The 18,028-nt window shown below is 64.3% G+C and carries 18 protein-coding genes; 8 read left to right on the top strand and 10 right to left on the bottom strand.

Features of this window, described 5'->3' with window-relative positions; genetic code table 11:
- Positions 1-7 precede the first annotated feature (7 nt).
- The 4 genes from BANT918_RS10420 to BANT918_RS10405 form a co-directional block, all read right to left on the bottom strand.
- The gene (locus BANT918_RS10420) at positions 8-1,318 is read right to left on the bottom strand and encodes an MFS transporter (RefSeq protein ID WP_233430438.1); all 1,311 of its coding nucleotides are present in this window, start codon (positions 1,316-1,318) and stop codon (positions 8-10) included.
- Positions 1,315-2,439 (bottom strand): aminotransferase class V-fold PLP-dependent enzyme, encoded by a 1,125-nt coding sequence (locus BANT918_RS10415; protein WP_101620173.1) that lies wholly within the window; start codon positions 2,437-2,439, stop codon positions 1,315-1,317. Before BANT918_RS10415 ends, BANT918_RS10420 begins: the two co-directional genes overlap by 4 nt.
- A 95-nt stretch (positions 2,440-2,534) precedes the next feature.
- Complete coding sequence (gene fdhD, locus BANT918_RS10410) at positions 2,535-3,416, bottom strand: formate dehydrogenase accessory sulfurtransferase FdhD (protein WP_101620172.1); 882 nt, start codon at positions 3,414-3,416, stop codon at positions 2,535-2,537.
- Positions 3,417-3,421: 5 nt separating this feature from the next.
- Entirely contained in the window at positions 3,422-3,991 is a 570-nt protein-coding gene (locus BANT918_RS10405; RefSeq protein ID WP_101620171.1) for a MogA/MoaB family molybdenum cofactor biosynthesis protein, read from the bottom strand.
- Between the two features lie 100 nt (positions 3,992-4,091).
- Here BANT918_RS10405 and BANT918_RS10400 point away from each other — a divergent pair, with 100 nt between their 5' ends.
- From BANT918_RS10400 to BANT918_RS10390, 3 genes are all read left to right on the top strand, one after another.
- Complete coding sequence (locus BANT918_RS10400) at positions 4,092-4,541, top strand: MarR family winged helix-turn-helix transcriptional regulator (RefSeq protein ID WP_101620170.1); 450 nt, start codon at positions 4,092-4,094, stop codon at positions 4,539-4,541.
- A 72-nt stretch (positions 4,542-4,613) separates the two neighbouring features.
- Entirely contained in the window at positions 4,614-5,750 is a 1,137-nt protein-coding gene (locus tag BANT918_RS10395; RefSeq protein WP_208618072.1) for an LLM class flavin-dependent oxidoreductase, read from the top strand.
- On the top strand, positions 5,747-6,313 hold the full coding sequence (locus tag BANT918_RS10390) for an NADPH-dependent FMN reductase (protein ID WP_101620169.1): 567 nt from the start codon (positions 5,747-5,749) through the stop codon (positions 6,311-6,313). The genes BANT918_RS10395 and BANT918_RS10390 overlap by 4 nt, the downstream gene beginning before the upstream one ends.
- Here BANT918_RS10390 and BANT918_RS10385 read toward each other — a convergent pair.
- Complete coding sequence (locus BANT918_RS10385; RefSeq protein ID WP_101620168.1) at positions 6,258-7,262, bottom strand: GlxA family transcriptional regulator; 1,005 nt, start codon at positions 7,260-7,262, stop codon at positions 6,258-6,260. The genes BANT918_RS10390 and BANT918_RS10385 overlap by 56 nt on opposite strands.
- A gap of 139 nt (positions 7,263-7,401) precedes the next feature.
- Between BANT918_RS10385 and BANT918_RS10380 the strand changes: the two genes are divergently transcribed.
- Positions 7,402-8,040 carry an isochorismatase family protein gene (locus BANT918_RS10380; protein ID WP_101620167.1) on the top strand — a complete coding sequence of 213 codons (639 nt, stop codon included), beginning with the start codon at positions 7,402-7,404 and terminating at the stop codon, positions 8,038-8,040.
- Positions 8,041-8,051: 11 nt separating this feature from the next.
- Here the strand turns inward: BANT918_RS10380 and BANT918_RS10375 are convergent, their stop codons facing one another.
- From BANT918_RS10375 to arsB, 3 genes are read right to left on the bottom strand one after another with little or no spacing between them, the layout of a single operon-like run.
- Positions 8,052-9,488 (bottom strand): flavoprotein, encoded by a 1,437-nt coding sequence (locus BANT918_RS10375; RefSeq protein WP_101620166.1) that lies wholly within the window; start codon positions 9,486-9,488, stop codon positions 8,052-8,054.
- Positions 9,485-9,940 carry an arsenate reductase ArsC gene (locus BANT918_RS10370; RefSeq protein WP_101620165.1) on the bottom strand — a complete coding sequence of 152 codons (456 nt, stop codon included), beginning with the start codon at positions 9,938-9,940 and terminating at the stop codon, positions 9,485-9,487. Before BANT918_RS10370 ends, BANT918_RS10375 begins: the two co-directional genes overlap by 4 nt.
- Complete coding sequence (gene arsB, locus BANT918_RS10365; RefSeq protein WP_101620164.1) at positions 9,937-11,052, bottom strand: ACR3 family arsenite efflux transporter; 1,116 nt, start codon at positions 11,050-11,052, stop codon at positions 9,937-9,939. Before arsB ends, BANT918_RS10370 begins: the two co-directional genes overlap by 4 nt.
- Before the next feature lie 120 nt (positions 11,053-11,172).
- Between arsB and BANT918_RS10360 the strand changes: the two genes are divergently transcribed.
- The 3 genes from BANT918_RS10360 (at position 11,173) to BANT918_RS10350 (ending at position 14,621) form a co-directional block, all read left to right on the top strand.
- On the top strand, positions 11,173-11,523 hold the full coding sequence (locus BANT918_RS10360) for an ArsR/SmtB family transcription factor (RefSeq protein ID WP_233430437.1): 351 nt from the start codon (positions 11,173-11,175) through the stop codon (positions 11,521-11,523).
- Positions 11,524-11,680: 157 nt separating this feature from the next.
- Positions 11,681-13,288 (top strand): benzoylformate decarboxylase, encoded by a 1,608-nt coding sequence (mdlC, locus tag BANT918_RS10355; protein ID WP_101620162.1) that lies wholly within the window; start codon positions 11,681-11,683, stop codon positions 13,286-13,288.
- Between the two features lie 163 nt (positions 13,289-13,451).
- A complete protein-coding gene (locus tag BANT918_RS10350) occupies positions 13,452-14,621 on the top strand; it encodes a calcium:proton antiporter (RefSeq protein ID WP_101620161.1) in 1,170 nt (389 codons plus the stop codon).
- Between the two features lie 170 nt (positions 14,622-14,791).
- Here BANT918_RS10350 and BANT918_RS10345 read toward each other — a convergent pair whose 3' ends face one another.
- Both BANT918_RS10345 and BANT918_RS17750 read right to left on the bottom strand, forming a co-directional pair.
- The gene (locus BANT918_RS10345; RefSeq protein ID WP_167389440.1) at positions 14,792-15,778 is read right to left on the bottom strand and encodes an HNH endonuclease family protein; all 987 of its coding nucleotides are present in this window, start codon (positions 15,776-15,778) and stop codon (positions 14,792-14,794) included.
- A 173-nt stretch (positions 15,779-15,951) separates the two neighbouring features.
- Positions 15,952-17,046, bottom strand: coding sequence for a GmrSD restriction endonuclease domain-containing protein (locus BANT918_RS17750; protein WP_101620159.1), 1,095 nt, complete (start codon positions 17,044-17,046; stop codon positions 15,952-15,954).
- A 170-nt stretch (positions 17,047-17,216) separates the two neighbouring features.
- Here BANT918_RS17750 and BANT918_RS10335 point away from each other — a divergent pair, with 170 nt between their 5' ends.
- The gene (locus tag BANT918_RS10335; protein ID WP_101620158.1) at positions 17,217-17,924 is read left to right on the top strand and encodes a hypothetical protein; all 708 of its coding nucleotides are present in this window, start codon (positions 17,217-17,219) and stop codon (positions 17,922-17,924) included.
- The last annotated feature ends 104 nt before the right edge of the window (positions 17,925-18,028 follow it).

Here is an 18,028-nt window from a genome sequence, read left to right as displayed (position 1 = left end):
ACCACGGCTACGAGGCCCGCGTCCGCCTGCGCGTCGTCCGGATGAGCACGGCGGCCAAGAGGGCACACAACAGATACACCACTCCGACAGCAATCCACCCGGCAGCGAACCCGCCGTCTGAGCCGATCAGCAGGCCCATGCCCAAGGGCCCCAGAGCGAATCCGGCGAACATGCCCGCCGTGACCATTCCGCTTGCTGAGGCCATTGAGGCAGGCGGGATCGATCGCATGAGGACGCTCATGAGCACCACGGAGACGCCGAGTGCCGAGATTCCGTGCAGCGCGACCGCAACCCAGAGCAGCCATGACCAGCTGCTGATATCTGAGGCGAAGAACAATGCCGCTCCGGCCAGTGCGATGAGTGCCAGAACGAGCAGCACCCGCAGCCCCGAGGCGCCACGGGCCATCAGCCTCGCCCAGCTCACACGGGCGATCACACCGATGACTCCGGCCAACGCCGCAGTGACACCGCCGAGAACGAGCGAGAAGTCCAGCTCACGCACGGCGAAGAGCGGCATGTAGACGTTCGTGGCCTGAACGCCGATCCCGTTGAGCAGACCGAACGCCGCCAATGCCCACACCATGCCCGGATGCCCTGCGGATTTCGGGGATTGCGGAGGTCGCACACCTGTGCCAGCAGCCACCTCGGCGCTATCGGTCTCTGCATCGACGCTATCGGAATCCGACACGGCAGCAGACACCAGCAGCGGGGTGGATCGCAGGGAATGCCAGGCCATCGCCATGAGGACGAGCGGGATGACGGTGATGAGCAGGGCCGCACCCCGCCACCCCATGGCCACCGCGAGGACTGGGAAGGCAAGGCTGGAGACCAGCTGACTGACTTGGACTCCGGACTGTTTGATGCCGACCCAGCCGATCCGCTTCGATTCAGGAACGCGTTCGAGCAGAATCCGGTTCGTCACACCATTCGGGAAGGACTGAGCGACTCCGGCGACGCCGGCGGCGACGAGCAGCATCCCGAACCCGGCCGGCACCGTCACCAGCACGAAACTCGCAGCTGCGAGCCCGAAGACCGCCATCACCAGCAGCAGGTCGGACCGACGGTCGGCGACACGGCCCAAGGTCGCATTGCCGATCGCGGCGCACCCGAAGCAGACGGTGGCGAGCAGCCCGAAATGTGCTTCAGAGATGCCGAGGTCGGAGATGATCCGATCGCTCGTCGCGCTCAGCCCGTAGAGCAGCAGCGGCCCAGCACCGACGGCACCGATGAGGACGCTCAGCAGCCCGCGTCCCGGCTCTCGCTGAGGTCGGCTCTTCGCCTTGTGGTGTCTGCCTCCTGTCGGCATGGAATCGCTCATGTCAGTCCGTGCAGCGCTTCGACCGCTGTACTGACGTCGTCCTCGTCGTTGTAGATGTGGAAGCCGAACCGTGCCCGCCCATCGGTCATAGAGAATCTGATCCCGGCCTCCTCGAGTCGTGACGGAGCCGCATCAGCAACCCCGATCGACACGATCGCAGAGTTCGACGCTTCAAGCCCCAGTCCCGCCCGGAAGGCATTGGCCAAGGCCACGTCGTGGTCATGGATCCGATCGACACCGACGGCAAGCAGAAGCTCGAGCGCGGGCGCCGTCCCCACCCAGCTGTGCCAGGCCGGGGAGATGGCGAAGGCGCGGGCGCTGTCAGCCAGGCGCATCGGCATGCCGAAACTCGCCCCGCTCCCACCCGCGAACCAGCCTGCTGCGAGTGGTTTCAGTCGCGCAGCGAACTCGGCCTGTCGCTGCGAGCTCGCCTCGCCCGTGCCTCGACAAGTCAGAGGGCGCATCGTGAGGAAGGCCGAGCCACGTGGAGCGCACAGCCATTTGTAGGCGGCGACGGCAAGGAAATCGACCTCGGCAGCATTCAGCGGCAGCCACCCGGCGGCCTGCGTGCCATCGAGGACGGTCAGTGCCCCCACCTCGTGTGCACGTGCCGTGATCGCCGGAATGTCGGCCACTTCCCCGGTTGCCGACTGGGCAGCCGAGAACGACACGAGTGCTGTTGACTCATCGATGGACTCGGCGAGGGAGTGCAGCGGTGCGGTGCGAACGCGCACCCCGCGGTCCGCGTGGACGGCGAACGGGTAGACCCCGGAGGTGAACTCGATGTCGGGGACGAGGACCTCGGCGCCGTCAGGAAGTGCCGCAGCGATCGGGGCGAGCAGTTGGGAGACGGCCGCACCCGTGGACACCCAGTCCGCATCGGCACCGACCAACTGCGCGAAGAGCTCGCGAGAGGTCTGGACGGATTCCGCCCAGGTCTGCCAGGGTCGGCTGCCGCGTCGCCATTGTTCGAGCGACGCCTGCATCGCGTCCCACCCACGCCGAGGAGGTGGCCCGTATGAGCAGGAGTCGAGGAAGGTGCGGTCGACGTCCCATTCCGCCTGTGCCTGGGCAAGCGAGAGTCCGGAGGTGTGCGCGCTGCGATCGTCATCGATTCCCATTCCACCGAATCTAGCACCGAGGTGGGAAGTGGGAGCAGAGCGACCGGTCTGCAGATCGATCAGCCAAGCGCGACGGTGTTGGTGGGTCGGTGCTGTTAGGCGATGCGCTCCGGGTAGGAGTACGCGTTGAAACGACCCCTGCGGTTGAAACCGATGACGCTGACACCCAGGCTCTTGCCATGGTCAACGGCGAGCGCCGAGGGTGCGCTGACGGCCGACATCATGGGGATGCCTGCCATCGCGGATTTCTGCACGAGTTCGAACGAAGCCCGTGCCGAGACTTGGAGGACCGTGCGGGTCAGCGGCAGTCCCCTGTTGGCCATGGCCCAGCCGATGACCTTGTCGACGGCGTTGTGGCGACCGACGTCTTCACGACCGATGAGCAGCTCGGGCTCGGCGTTCGGGTCATCGCCGACTGCGAAGAGCGCTGCAGCGTGGACTCCCCCGGTCTTGTCGAAGACGTCCTGCTGGGTGCGCAGCCGGTCGGGGAGTTCACCGATCCGGGCAGCGGAGAGCAGCGGCGGGAACCGGAACTCTTCGTCCAGGTCGACGGGGAAGGATGCCGGAATCAACGGGTAGGCGGAGGTCTTCGTCACCGCGTCGATCGCCGCGGTGCCACAGATCCCACACGAGGACGAGGTGTAGACGGATCGGGCGGGGGCCGCCTCGGCGCTCCAGGTCCCGGGTCGTAGTCGCACAGCCGCGACGTTGTAGTTCCGCGACCCATCGGAGGCGAGTCCGGCGGAGAAGTCGATCTCCTCGATGTCGTCCATCGAGGTGATGACCGCCTCGGACAGGAGATAGCCGGCGACGAGTTCGACGTCGTTGCCGGGGGTGCGCATCGTGACGGAGAACTGCTCACCGTCGAGGCGGACCTCCAGCGGCTCCTCACCGGCCAGCGAATCGGGGCCGGCGGAGATCTCACCGGTGACATCGAATTTGTGGACTCGGGCCCGGACGGCTCGGCGCTGGACCATGCTGATCAGACCCGTGGTCCGTGGTCGGTGGTGTCCTCGATTGAGGTCTGGATGTGTTCGAGGAGTTCGTCGATGACCGTGATGCCGTCCTTGACGCCGCCCTTCGAGCCGGGGAAGTTGATGACGAAGCTGCGCCCGCGCACACCGGCGACTCCGCGGCTCATCACCGCCGAGGTGGTTGCTTCCAGTCCCTTGCGCCACATTGCGTAGATGAGCCCTGGAGATTGGCGTTCGAGGAGTTCTGCCGTGAATTCCGGGGTCCGATCGTCCGGCGCCAGACCTGTGCCACCGCTGGTGACGATGATGCGTGGGCGTTCGTTCTCAGGAGTGTCGATAAGGAGGGAGTGCAGTGCTTGACCGACGGGTTCACCGTCGCGGACGACAATGGCATCAGAAGTCTCGTATCCGCGCGTGCGCAGCCAGTCGACGAGGATCGGACCGGTGGTATCGGCCGCTTCTCCCCTGGCCGCCGAGGTGGAGGCGATGATGACAGCGGCAGATCGTCCCGCGCCGAGGAGGTCGTCGGTCTGGCTTGCCGTCTGGGCGCCTGCTGTTGTGTTCGTTTCACTGCTCACGATGCCATCGTACGTCGCCGAGCCGATGCGTTCACCAGATACCCATTACAGTGAGGATGGTTCAGATCACAGCGGGAATGGTTGAGGCGAAGGAGAAGCGATGGAGAAGCTGTCGCTGAGCACGCTCATCTGGCTGCGCATGGCGCGCTTCGTCCAGAACAGCAATCAGATGTCGAACACCCATCTCCAGAGGTTCGACCTCACAATCGCCCAGTTCGAGGCCCTGAGCCACATCCGCGCGTTCGAACCGGTGACACAGTCGGATCTCGCCAAGGGACTGACAGTCAGCGACGGAGGCATCTCGCGAATGGTCTCCCGTCTCGAACGAGAAGGACTCATCACGCGTGAACAGAGCTGGAAGACGAAGCACATCTCCTTGACCCAGGCGGGCAGACGCCTGGTCGACGAGGCCTATCCCGCTCAGCTGGACTTTCAGGCTGCACTCTTCGACGAGGTCCTTGATGAAGACGAGAAGACTCAGCTGCACAGGCTGATGAAGAAGCTCTACGAACACAGCATCGAGCGAAGAAACGACGAGGAACAGCCCTAGGGAATTTTTCTCGACCCTCGTCAGTTGACATGGCAAACGATACTTTCGAAAGCCTGTCGACGAGGAGCAAGAATGAGCGAATCCACCAATCAGCCCGAGGCGCCGAACCTGATGGACCACCTCGGCTTCAACACCGGTCAGGGCCTGCAGTTCGGGATGTACAGCCTCGGCGATCATCTGCCCAACCCAGCCGATGGCTCTCGAGTCGGTGCGGGCGAGCGCATCCGCGAGTTCATCGGCTATGCGCAGGCAGCCGAGGAGGCCGGCTTCGACTTCTTCAGCGTCGGCGAAAGCCACCAGGAGTACTTCGCCTCGCAGGCTCACGCCGTCATCCTCGGTGCGATCGCCCAGGCGACGAACACGATTCGCATCGGCAGCACCTCCACGATCCTGAGCACCTCGGACCCGGTGCGGGTGTTCGAGAACTTCTCCACGATCGATCACATCTCCGAAGGCCGTGCCGAACTCGTCGCCGGCCGCGCCTCACGGATCGGCCTGTTCGAGCTGCTTGGCTATGACCTGCGCGATTACGAGGAGCTGTTCGAGGAGAAGTTCGAGCTGCTCAACCGGATCAATCGGGAGCAGAAGGTCACCTGGAGAGGACAGTTCCGTGCACCGCTGAATGACGCCGAGGTGTTGCCCCGCCCCGCACAGGACCCGCTTCCGATCTGGCGAGCTGTGGGCGGTGCCCCGACGAGTGCGATCAAGGCGGGCCTGGCCGGAGTGCCCATGGTCATGGCGCACCTGGGTGGGACCACCTCGTCATTCAAGCCAACGGTTGACGCCTACCGTGAAGCGGCACGTCACCGGGGCATCGATCCCGCAACACTGCCGATTGCAACCGCAGGCTTCTTCCACGTCGCCGCAACCTCGCAGGAGGCGCTGCGCGGGCTCTACCCATACATCAATGAAGGGATGAAGCACACGAATGGGCAGGGAATGCCCAAGCAGCTCTTCGCTCAGGCCGTGGATCCCCACAGCATCGTCAACCTCGGCAGCCCGCAGCAGATCGTCGAGAAGATCCTTCATCAGCACGAGGTCTTCGGCCATCAGCGCTACTTAGGACAGATGGACTTCGGCGGCATGCCCTATGAGCAGGTGATGAAGCAGATCGAGACCATCGGCTCCGAGATCATCCCGGCCGTGAAGAAGTACACCGCGTTGAGCGAGCATTCGAATCAGCGCATCGCCGAGGAGGTCGCTCGATGAAGCTCGTCGCCATCTCCGGCTCGAACGTCGGTACGAAGACTCGAACCGTCATGGAACACGTCACGCAGACGGTGATGGCCCAGGACCCGGACATCGAGGCCACGCTCATCGACCTCGCCGAGGTCGACATGGTCTTCAGCGACGGCCGCAATTTCACCGAGTACACCGGCGACACCGGTCGTGTCACCCGTGCCCTCATGGACGCCGACGCGATCATCATCGGCACTCCGATCTTCCAGGCCTCAATTCCGGCGGCGCTGAAGAACATCTTCGACCTGCTGCCAGTCAATGCGTTCCGCGACAAGATCGTGGCAATGGTCGCGACCGCAGGCTCAGCCAAGCACTACCTCATCCCCCAACAGCAGCTCCAGCCGATCCTGACCTACATGAAGGCCCAGGTCGTGCAGCCCTATGTGTTCATCGAGGAGAAGGACCTGCTGCGCAATCAGATCGTCAACAACGATGTCATCGCCCGCCTCGACAGGCTAGTCGAAGACACTCTCGTGCTCACACGGACCTACGCCTCGATCCGGGGGGCGAAGGACGCCGCCTACGGGTTCTGAGCTCAGGCTGCGCTTCGAACCGGCGCCGATACTCCGAGGGTGTCGTCTTGAAGGCTGCAGTGAAGTTCTGCCGCAGGGTGACAACACTGCCGAACCCGCAATTCGCGGCGATCTGATCGATTGAAAGATGCGTGGTCTCCAGCGCTCGCCGGGCCTCATCGAGGCGGCGCATCCGCACCCACGAAGCAGGCGTAGCCCCCGTTGAGGACCGAAACGTGCGGATGAATGTCCGCACACTCATGTGCGCGACGCCGGCCAGGCGCTCGACCGACAGTGATTCGTCGAGGTGGTGCACCGCCCAGTCGAGCACCCGCGAAATCGGATCGTCATCGGCGTGCTCGGGCAGGGGACGCTGGATGTACTGCGCCTGGCCCCCATCGCGGTGCGGTGCGATGACGAGGCTGCGGGCGACCTGGTTGGCAGCGACAGCACCTAGTCGAGTCCGGACCATATGAAGGCAGGCATCCAACGCCGAGGCGGTGCCGGCGGAGGTGATGACATCGCCGTGATCGATGTAGAGGACCGAATCGTCGATCTCCAGATCCGGGTGCCTCTGGGTGAGCTCAGCGAACCCCTGCCAGTGCGTCACCGCCCGACGCCCGGCGAGCAGGCCCGCGTCTGCGATAGGGAACGTGCCCAGACACAGCCCGGCGATGCTCGCACCCCGGTCATGGCTCTCAACGAGCAGCTGTCGCAGGGGACGATCAGCCGGGCGGCCATCGTCGTACCAGGACGGAACGACGACAACCTCGGCGCCGGATGCCGCGTCTGGTCCACTCAGTCCGGTGATCTGATACCCCTCCGCCGTTGTGATCGGGCCGGCGTCGTCGGAGAACAGGACGGTCTCCCATGGGCCAAGACCCTGCCGAGCGACCTCGTCGAAGACCATCTGCGGAACCGACAGGTGGAACATGGTGATGCCGGTGAAGGCGTAGATCGCGATGCGCACGGCGGACTCCTGAGGATTGGCGTAATTCCATCGTAGATGAGCATTTGTGCTACTGGCAGCACTCGGCCACCACCCGCACACTGAAGAGGTGGTGCCCATCCGCGCCACATCCTGACTCACGACACCTTGGAGATTCGCTATGACTACCGCCCGCCGTGCCCTCGTCCTCGTCGATGTGCAGCAGCAGTACTTCGACGGCCCGCTGGAGATCCAGTACCCGAACCATGATCAGTCACTGCCGAAGATCACCGCCGCCATCGACGCCGCCGTTGCCGCCGACATCCCGATCGCCGTCATCCAGCACACTATGGGCACCGACGCCCCAGTCTTCAACCCGGACCAGCCCGGCTTCGCACTCCACCCCGAGGTCGAAAGCCGTCGGAGCGAGTCCTGGCAGTCAGTGGTCAAAGAGTACGGCTCCGTCTACGCAGACACCGATCTGGAAGCGTGGCTGCGGGAGAAGGACGTCGACACCGTGACGCTGGTCGGCTACATGACGAATAACTGCATCCTCTCCTCGGCGGCCCAGGCTGAGGTTCTGGGCTTCACCACGGAGGTGCTCTCCGATGCGACCGGCGCCATCAGCATCGCCAACGATGCCGGCTTCGCCGATGCCAAGACCGTGCACACAACGCTGATGGCAGTTCTGCATTCGAACTGGGCCGCAGTCTCTTCGACAGATGCCTGGACCCAGGCACTGACGTCTCAGGAGTCACTGCCGAAGGGAGACCTGGGCAGCTCAGCGGTCACCGGTGCACAGAAGGCCGGGCAGAGCTGACTCCCCCAGCCTCAGGGTGCTGGCTCGCAGCACGATTCCGGCTCGGCAGCTTCACCCGTGGGTGCCGGCGCACAGCACCCACTGCTGTCGGCAGTCACCGTGGCGACCGATGGTCCATCACAGGACGAACCAATGTCAGACGAACACACCCCAGTCTCGGGGAGCTCGAGCTCGACCTTGTCGGCAGCCGCCTGATCGCCGGCGATGGCGGCGACGATCGAGCGGACCTGTTCGTAACCGGTGGCCATGAGGAACGTCGGCGCGCGTCCATAGGATTTCATGCCGGCGATGTAGAAGTCCTTCTCCGGGTGAGCCAGGAGGCGGGCCCCATGCGGTTCGACGGTGCCGCAGCTGTGGTATTCCGGGTCGATGAGCGGTCCCAGCCCTGTTGGCGCCTCGACAATCGGATCGAGGTCGAGTCGGATCTCGCGGAGGAAGCTGAGATCGGGCCGGAACCCTGTGGTCGGAACAACCCGGTCAACGTCGAGGGAGACTGTGCCCGCGGGGGTGGTGCCAGTGACCGTGAGTTCGCTCGTGGTGTGAGTCGCCGAGGTGCCGGTCGGGGTGGCGCTGGCCACGTTCGTAATGGCGACGTTCGTGATCGTCACCGAGGTGTGCACCTCTATGTGTCCGGCCTCGACGAGGTGGCGCAGTCGGGTGCCGAGTGCGCCGCGCGCTGGGAGTCCGTCCTGGTCGCCACCACCGTAGACACTTCCGGGATCGGAACCGCGGATGGCCCAGCTGATGCGGGTACCCGGTTCGGCCTCGCACAGATCTCCCAAGGCCAGCAGAGTGTTGGCCGCCGAGTGACCGGCTCCCACGACAAGCGTGTGGCGGCCTGCGAACTGTGCCCGGTCCCGGCCGAGGACGTCGGGCAACGGTGAGGTCACGAGCCCTGCCTCTCGGGCTGCGGGTTCACCGATGGCCGGCAGCCCTGCCTGACCCAGCGGGTTCGGGGTCTCCCAGGTGCCTGAGGTGTCGATGACGGCACGAACGAAGTGATCCTCAATCTCTCCGCGCTCGTTCCGGGTGCGGACGAGGAATGGGGTGTCGCCGCGGCCTGGTGTGCGCGTGCGGTCTTTGCCGACGCGGCTGACGGCGATGACCCGTGTCTGCGTGTGAATCGCGTTGCTCAACTGCGGCGTCGCAGCCAATGGGGCAAGATACTCTGCGACGAGTTCGACCCCGGTGGGCAGGTGGTCTGCTTCGGGTTCCACCCAGCCTGTCGGCTCGAGCAGTGCTCGTGCAGCGTGGTCGATGTTGTACTTCCACGGCGAGAAGAGACCGATGTGGCCCCACGCGCTGACAGCCGCAGCTGGTGTCGTGCCTGATTCGAAGACGAGCGGTACCATGTCGCGAGCGATGACGTGTGCGGCGGCAGCCAGACCGACCGGGCCGGCACCGATGATGGCAACCGGAAGTTCGGACAGTGGTGTGGACTCAGTCATGAGGCATCCTCTGCGGAAGTTGTGGAGGCGTTGGGATTGGTGGCAACGGACAAACTGGTGAGCAGCTCGTGGATTCGGGCGCGGATATCGTCGCGGATGTCCCGCACCGCCTCAATGCCCTGCCCCGCGGGGTCCTCAAGCGCCCAGTCTTCGTAGCGTTTGCCGGGGAAGATGGGGCAGGCGTCGCCGCAGCCCATGGTGATCACCACATCCGAGGTCTTGACCGTGTCCGGGGTGAGAATCGTCGGATGCTGGTCGGTGATGTCGATACCGACCTCGGCCATCGCCTCGGCGGCGGTGGGGTTGAGCATGTTCCCCGGTGCGCTGCCGGCGGAGCGGACCTCGACTCTCTCACCTCCGAGCTCACGGAGGAACCCGGCGGCCATCTGCGACCGGCCGGCATTGTGGACGCAGACGAAGAGGACGGTGGGCCTGTGTTCGACTGTTGTCATGTCTGCGACTCCTGTCGTTTCGCATGCGTCTGATGCCCGGCGTACTCGGGGAAGAAGCGGCGTCGTGACCACAGGGCCACGTAGACGAGGGCGACGAGGATGGGGACCTCGATGAGCGGGCCGACGACTCCGGCCAGGGCCTGTCCGGAGGCAACTCCGTAGGTGCCGATCGCCACGGCGATCGCGAGTTCGAAGTTGTTGCCGGCGGCGGTGAAGGCCAGGGTGGTCGTCTTCTCATATCCCAGCTTCAGTCCACGGCCCACAATCATGCCGACTGCGAAGACGACGGTGAAGTAGATGAGAAGCGGCAGGGCGATGCGGGCGACGTTCAGGGGATTCGAGGTGATCTCATCGCCCTGGAGGGCGAAGAGCAAGACGATGGTGAACAGCAGCCCGTAGAGCGCAAAGGGTCCGATCTTCGGCAGGAACCGGTCTTCGTACCAGGTCCGCCCCTTGGTCTTCTCACCGATGGTGCGAGTAAGGAAACCTGCCAACAACGGGATGCCGAGAAAGACGAGCACGCTCAGCGTGATCGCCCAGAAGGAGAATTCGCCACTCGTCGTCGGCAGTCCGAGGAGGTTCGGCAGCCACTGCAGGTAGAACCAGCCGAGGAGACCGAAGGCGAGGACCTGGAAGACCGAGTTGATAGCGACGAGGACGGCAGCGGCCTCGCGGTCACCGCAGGCGAGATCGTTCCAGATCAGGACCATGGCAATGCAGCGAGCAAGGCCGACGATGATCAGTCCCGTCCGATACTCCGGAAGGTCGGGGAGGAAGATCCAGGCGAGGGCGAACATGAAGGCAGGGGCGGCCAGCCAGTTGATGAGCAGAGACGTGATCATCAGCTTCTTATCGGCGAGCACGCGCCCGGTCTCGTTGTAGCGGACCTTGGCCAGCACCGGATACATCATCACCAGCAGCCCCAGGGCAATCGGCAATGACACATCGGCGACCTTCACCGAGTCGAGAGCGGCTGCGCGTCCTGGCACGAGGCGGCCCAGCAGCAACCCGGTGATCATCGCTGCGATGATCCACACCGGCAGAAAACGGTCCAACGTCGACAGCTTGGCCTGGCCCGGCTCGGTGGTGGTGGCGGTCGCTGGTGTGCTCATCGTGCTCCTGGGACGAATCTGCTCATGCCTGAGGTCGCTCAGCCACAAACATCGAAGGTGATCGATATGCATCTAAGCATCACATATCGACAACTGTCAATGTATGGGCATAATGGAGAAGTGACCACTGAACAGATATTGCCCGCACCCGCCTCGGCGGCCTGCTGCACGACACTGACTGCCGAACCCCTGGACCAGGGTCAAGCCCAGGATTTTGCCAAGATACTCAAGGCACTCGCCGACCCGACACGTCTGCGCCTGGTCTCCCTGGTCGCCGCCCACGAGGGCAATGAAGCCTGCGCGTGTGACCTCATCGATCCGGTCGGACTGGGTCAGCCCACGGTCTCGCACCACCTGAAGATCCTCGTCGACGCAGGCGTCCTCCACCGGGAGAAGCGAGGCATCTGGTCCTATTACTCGCTGGCGGGCCAGACCCTGGAGCGCATCGCCGCGTTCCTCTCCCCTGCCTGATGCGGCCTGCATGAGGCTGTGACCGACCGGCAGTCTTCGCCCGGGTGATGGAGGACTTCGCCGGCCCGCACCGGACCGGGGTACGCTCCGAAATAGGATCACTTCGGTTCTGAGTATCATCGCACTCACCCCTCCCCGGACGAAAGCAGAGAGGTCAATGACCACGACTGGTACGACTGTCCTTCAGGCAAGCCTGGATGTCTTCCGCGCCCACGGAATGACGACGATATTCGGCAACCCCGGATCGAACGAACTGCCATTCCTCGCGGGACTCGGTGATGACTTCCGCTTCATCCTCGGACTGCATGAGCAGGTCGTCGTCGGCATGGCCGAAGGTTTCTCACGTGTCACAGGACGCCCGGTCCTGGTCAACCTGCATGCCGCGTCCGGCTCCGGCAACGGGATGGGAGCGCTGACCAACGCCCATTACGGCCACGTTCCGCTGGTCATCCTCGCCGGCCAACAGGTCCGCCGGACGGTCGGCCAGGAGACCATGCTGGCCAGCGCGGATGCCGCCGCACTTCCGACGCCGCTGGTGAAGTACTCCCATGAGCCGTTGTCCGCCGCAGACGTTCCCCGGACTCTGTCCCAGGCCGCGTTCGAGGCAGTCACCCAGCCAAGTGGGCCCGTCTATGTGTCGGTGCCCTTGGACGATTGGGATGAAGAGGCTCTCGACGATGATGACCTGCTGCCGGCACGATCGGTGTCGACCGGGCGCGGTCTCGATCCAGATCTTGAACGGGAGCTGCTCGCCTCGCTTGATGGGGCGAAGCGTCCCGCCCTCGTCGTTGGCCCCCAGGTCGATGCTGCCGCTGTCACAGATCCGAAAGTCATGGAGGCAGTGACGTCGCTGGCGGAGAAGCTCGACGCCTCTGTATATATTGCGCCCTCCCCCACCCGCAGTCCCTTCCCGACGACCCATCCGAACTTCGAGGGAGTCCTGGTCCCCGGGATCCAGTCCGTGCGTGACCAACTGGCCGACCATGATGTCGTCCTGGTGCTGGGGGCCGCAGTGTTCAGATATCACCGTTGGGAGCCCTCGAACTATCTGAGCCCTGGCACCGAGGTCATCCAGATCACCCAGGACCCGCGCGAGGCCACTCGGGCACCGTTCGGCAAGGCCGTCATCACCGATGTCGCCAGCACCGCTGTGACCCTTGCGGCACAGATCACCGATCGCGGTACGCGTCGCGGCGAGCGCGGCTGCCGGATCATGAGCCCGGCCCCCACCTCGGCGGAGGGAATGACCGGCGGAGAAGTTCTCGAGGTGCTCAACGAGCACGTCGATGACTCGGTGTCCTACGTCAATGAGACCACCACCTTGGATCTCGACTACCTCGAGCGAGTCGCCATCGACAGGCCCGGAATGTACGCCTTCCCTGCCTCAGGCGGTCTGGGCTTCGGTCTTCCCGTTGCCGTCGGGATGTCGATCGGGGCACCGGAGAAGACGATCGTGGCGACCGTCGGTGACGGCTCGGCGAACTATGGCATCACCGCGCTGTACACCGCGGCCCAACTGCAGACGCGAACCGTGTTCGTCATCGTCAACAACTCCGGCTACGGCGCCCTGGCCGGCTTCGCCCAGCGCATGGGTGTGCCGAAGGTTCCCGGGTTGGCTCTGGGCGGCATCGACTTCGTCTCGCTGGCCCAGGGCTACGGGGTCCCCGCCAAGCAGACGTCGAACCGCGCCGAGTTCGCCGCCGCCTATCGGGAGGCACTCGATGCCTCTGGCCCAGTGCTCATCGACGCCACGATCGTCTCGTGATCACCGCGTGAGGGATTCAGTCCGAGGACGGGCCGACGTGTTTGCCCCTCGTGCAGCGACCTCGATATCCTGAGAAGTGAGCAACAGCAGCTAGAAACGATCGGGACGACCCGAACGCGCTCAGTCACGATGAGGACGGCCTCGAAGAACAGGAACGCCCGTCATGACTGCCGCCATTCGCAGCATTCTCACTCCCACCGCAATCCTTCGCCTCATCCTCGGCTGGGGTGCCTTCGTTGCGCTCCTCTTCGTAGGCCCACTGTTGACTCCACCTGTTCCGGGCCCACTTCTCGTCACCGCACTGATCATCATCGTCGGCGTCATCCTCGTCTGTGCCTTCGGCGTCGTGCACGAGGCCGAGCACCTGGCCCGCCGCCTCGGCGATCCCTATGGTTCCCTCGTCCTCACGCTCTCGATCGTGCTCATCGAAGTGGTGCTCATCGCCGCAGTCCTTCTGGGACCCGGCGAGCATGCCACGATCGCCCGGGACTCGGTCATGGCCGTGTCGATGATCATCCTCAATGCCGTCATCGGACTGTGCCTGCTGGTGGCCGGGCTCAAACACGGCAGCCTCGCCCATAACCGCACGGGTGTCTCGACGTATCTGTCGCTCATCATCGTCCTCGCCGCCCTCGCCTTCGCTCTGCCCGCACTCATCGGTTCGAACGGCAGCTACGAGGAGTGGCAGGAGATCCCGATCATCGTCATCACGATCGGCATCTACGCCTTCTTCCTTTTCCGTCAGATGGGCGCTCAGGCCGCCGACTTCCATGAGATCGATCCGCGATTGGCCCAGCCCGCCGAGGCGGCCCTTGAGTCCGCTTCGACCACCGTAGAGAATGCACCGAAGCAGAGCATCGGTGAGGTCATCTCCACTCACCGAACCGAGATCATCGTGCGCCTGGCACTGCTCATCGCCACAGTCACGCCCATCGTCCTGCTCTCCCACGATATGGCGTCGCTGCTCGACGACGGCTTAGGCCGCCTCGGCGCTCCTATGGCACTGTCCGGTGTCGTCATCGCGCTCATCGTCTTCCTTCCGGAGACGATCACCTCGGTGAGAGCGGCGTGGCAGGGCGAGATTCAGCGGGTGAGCAATCTGTGCCACGGTGCGCAGGTGTCAACGGTAGGGTTGACGATTCCGACCGTGCTGCTCATCGGGTTGCTCACCGATCAGCCGATCGTGCTCGCCGAATCTCCGGCGAATCTGCTTCTGTTCGCCCTCACCCTGCTGCTGTCGGTGACGACGTTCGCGGCGAAGAGGGTCACAGCTGTCCATGGTGCGGCCCACCTCGTCGTGTTCGCGATCTTCGGGATCACCCTCTTCTCCTGAGTCAGCCCGCCGCTGGCGATGTGCCGTCGGCCATGCGCAGCTGGCAATGCGCCCATCGTCGACACTCGGGTGGAAATCCGATCGGCATGGTCCACGATGGCATGGTCTGCAACCTGCTCGGGTCAGTGGCCGCAGCCCGCTCAGCGACCGCCTCGGCGACTGTTCGCGGCCTAATCTTTCGGTGCGGCGGTCGACGAGTCTCCGGTCGAGCCATCTGCGTCGCCATCGGTCGGAGTCGTTGCGGACTCGGCCTTCACGCTCTCACCCTCGCCCGGTTCCGGCCAGGCCACTGCCTTGGTGAAGGCAGGCTGATCCGCACACGTGTCGAGCGCGGCCTCCATGGCATCCTTCTCAGCAGCGGCCACCCACAGTCCGTACTTGTGCTTGACCGCGATCTGCCTGGATACGTATTCGCAGTGGAAGTCCTCGTTCGGCGGCAGCCAGGCGGCTGCGTCCCCACTGCTTTTCTGCCGAATGACTTTCGCGCTCACGGTCAGCAGATTGAGCGGGTCGTTGCCGAACTCCTGCAGTTCATCTACGGACATGGATGAGGCTCCGGTCTGCCAGGCGTTGGAACCGGAGACGATGAGATCGATGCCGAGATTGGCGGATCCGCGCTCGAAGGCAGACGACTCACCAAGGTAGTCGTCGTCGAGATCACCGGCTGCAACAACACACCCATTCGTCCCCGCCTCGATCTCAAGATCCTTGAGGTCGCGCCTGAGCGCATCGTTGTGAGTATCGCAGCCGTTGTCATCGACATCTGAAGCCCAGTCGAAGAGATCCGAGTCGCAACCGGTCCTGTGCTCTTTGACCTTGACCGCAAGCTCTTCGAGCATCGACCGTGCCGCGCCCAGGTCCGCGGTGCTGACGCTGCGCTGTGAAGAATCGCTGCCGTCTTCGCCGTCGGCTGCAGGCTTCGCCTCGTTCTGTGCCGAGACGTCAGGGCCCGAATTCGCGGGCGCCTCCGGGGCATCGTGCGGTCGAGGTCGGGAGGCAGGCGCTGCCGAGGCTGCAGGTCGTGAGGGCACCGGGTCGGAATCCGCGGAGCCTCCCCCGCCGGTCGACCACGCGACTTCGCTTCCGGCGACCTGGGTCACGCTGCCGCCCGCGCACCCGGAGAGCAACGTGAAGACAATTATGACAGGAAGGGACACTGCCCGAATTCGAGTGCTGCGAGCAGCGACTGCGGAGATCATCGAAATGGGCACGCTTGAAATGTTAGGGCAGGTTGTCCCAATAATGGTCACTTCCACCCATTCGTTCATCGATTCGTTATCTGTTGAAAATGAAACGGCCCGCAAACATGGGAGATCAGCCGCCTCGGCGACTATTCGCAGCCGACGCCATCGCCGTCACGGTCGAGATGAGACGCATACCCCGGGTCACCTCGGCGAACGGGTGCAGCACCGGCGTCACGGGCCGCGGTGCAGTTCTTGTAGAAGACGGAACCGGACGATCCCGTCCCCGACTCTGACGACTTCGGCCCCGACCCGGAGTTGGTCTTCTTCTTCGAACTCGGCTGCTCCTTCGCCGTCGTCACGTTGTCGCCCTCGCCCGGGTCCGGCCAGGCGACATTCTTCGTGAACGCGGGCTGGTTATTGCACGCGCCGAGCACTCGCTTCATCGCGGTCTTCTCCGCCTTGACCACCCACAGGTCGTACTTGTGCTTGATCGCGATCTGACGGGAGACGTATTCGCATCGGTAGCTCTTGGCCGGTGGCAACCAGGTCGCGGCGTCGCCATCGCCCTTCTGCCGGTTGAGGCTCGAGCTCACGGCCAACAGGTTGAGCGGGTCGTTGCCGAGATCTTTGAGAGTGTCCTCGTCGAACGTCGCGGCACCGGTCTGCCAGGCGTTGGACCGGGCGACGATGTGGTCGATGTCGATGTTGTTCGGACTCCGGTCGAAGGCGTAAGTCTCACCCTTGTACTGATCACTGAGGTCACCGGCGATGACGACGCAGCCCTTCGACCCCGCCTTGAGGGTGATGTCGCGCAGGTCGCGGCGCAGCACGTCGTTGCGGGTGTCGCAGCCATTGTGGTCAGCGTCCGAACGCCATGAGAAGAGGTCTGCGTCGTAGCCGGTCTTCGGAGCCCGCCCCTTGACCGCCAGTTCGTCCAGCATCGCCAGAGCTGTACCCGGAGTCGATCCGCCGGCCCGGCCTTGTTCGGTCTCCTCTGACGTATCCTCGTCCTCGCTGGACTCACTGGGTGTCGTGGCCTCAGTCTCGGCCTCGGGTTCGGCCGTCGCTGCAGTCGGTGGGCTTGATTCCAAGGTCCAGGATGCATCATGGGCGCTGACCTCGACGTCGCCACCGTCGGCGCAGGCGGAGAGCAGAGCGAGGCCGAGGACCGTGATGAGAGCGAAGACCACGCCTGCCCACAGGCGATTCGTGGCATGGTTGAGGAAGGAGGAGAAGCGCATGGGTGTCCAGTCGTGAACAAGGGTGAGAACGTGGTCGTGGACCGTGACCGGCAATGCTGCCGGCCCCCGATCCACTAAGGAAATGATATGACTGAATCGTGCCCGTAGCAGGACTTGCGGGGAGATAGAGACGAATTCGTTATCAGCGGCGACAGAAGGGACGGCCAGTCATGCGACACGATTCCGAGCGCCCACAGACCTCGCGCCTGGTCACAGAGGTCCCGGTTCCCGGTCACTGGCTCCAGGTACTCGCCACGATGCGCGCAGACTCGTTCACCTGCTTGAGCCTCGACGACGTTCGCGCTGAGGCTGCCCATATCCTCATCGTCTCCCCCACCGCTGAGGTGGCCCTGGCCTGCTTCCCCGACCTCCTCGACAGTGACGGCGCGTTCACAGTGGCCGATTCCGGTGCTGGAGATGAGTTCATCGAGATCATCACCGCCGAGGCGGTTGTGCCCGAACAGGTTCCCGCGGGGACGTGGATCTTCCTCCCCCACCGACAGGACGGGTGGACGCAACTCGAGACCGCCTCGGCGCGGGTACGATCTGGACTGGTCAAGGAGAGCACGGCCCGGGACCGGGATGCGAAATTCACCCTCATCGAATACGGAGTCAACCTGTGGCTATGGGCCGAACCGCCCTATGGAGGCGGGGATCCCGTCTGCCACGCCGGGGAACTCATCAGCTGGGAGAGCGCCTGGGCGCTCAGCGATACGAGTGACACAGGATCTGGTGACACAGGGTCTGATGGCACAGGATCTGATGGCACAGGGTCTGATGGCAGCGGAACCTCTGCCCGCCCGCCGAATGTCTCCGCGCGGCCACCCATCTACTTCGGCTTGCCCACCGTGCTGCGCGATCGCCGCCGGAACGGGTAGAGCCCGGAGCCGGCCACCTGAGGACAGACAGCCTCATCACGTAGGTCGGGCTTTGCAGCTTCATCGAGCGGCCCACTTACCGTCGCGGGAGCAGAGTATAGAGT

The sequence above is a fragment of the Brevibacterium antiquum CNRZ 918 genome (assembly GCF_900169145.1).
In the GTDB taxonomy this organism is placed as follows: domain Bacteria; phylum Actinomycetota; class Actinomycetes; order Actinomycetales; family Brevibacteriaceae; genus Brevibacterium; species Brevibacterium koreense.
This window is presented reverse-complemented; position numbering and strand designations above follow the sequence as displayed.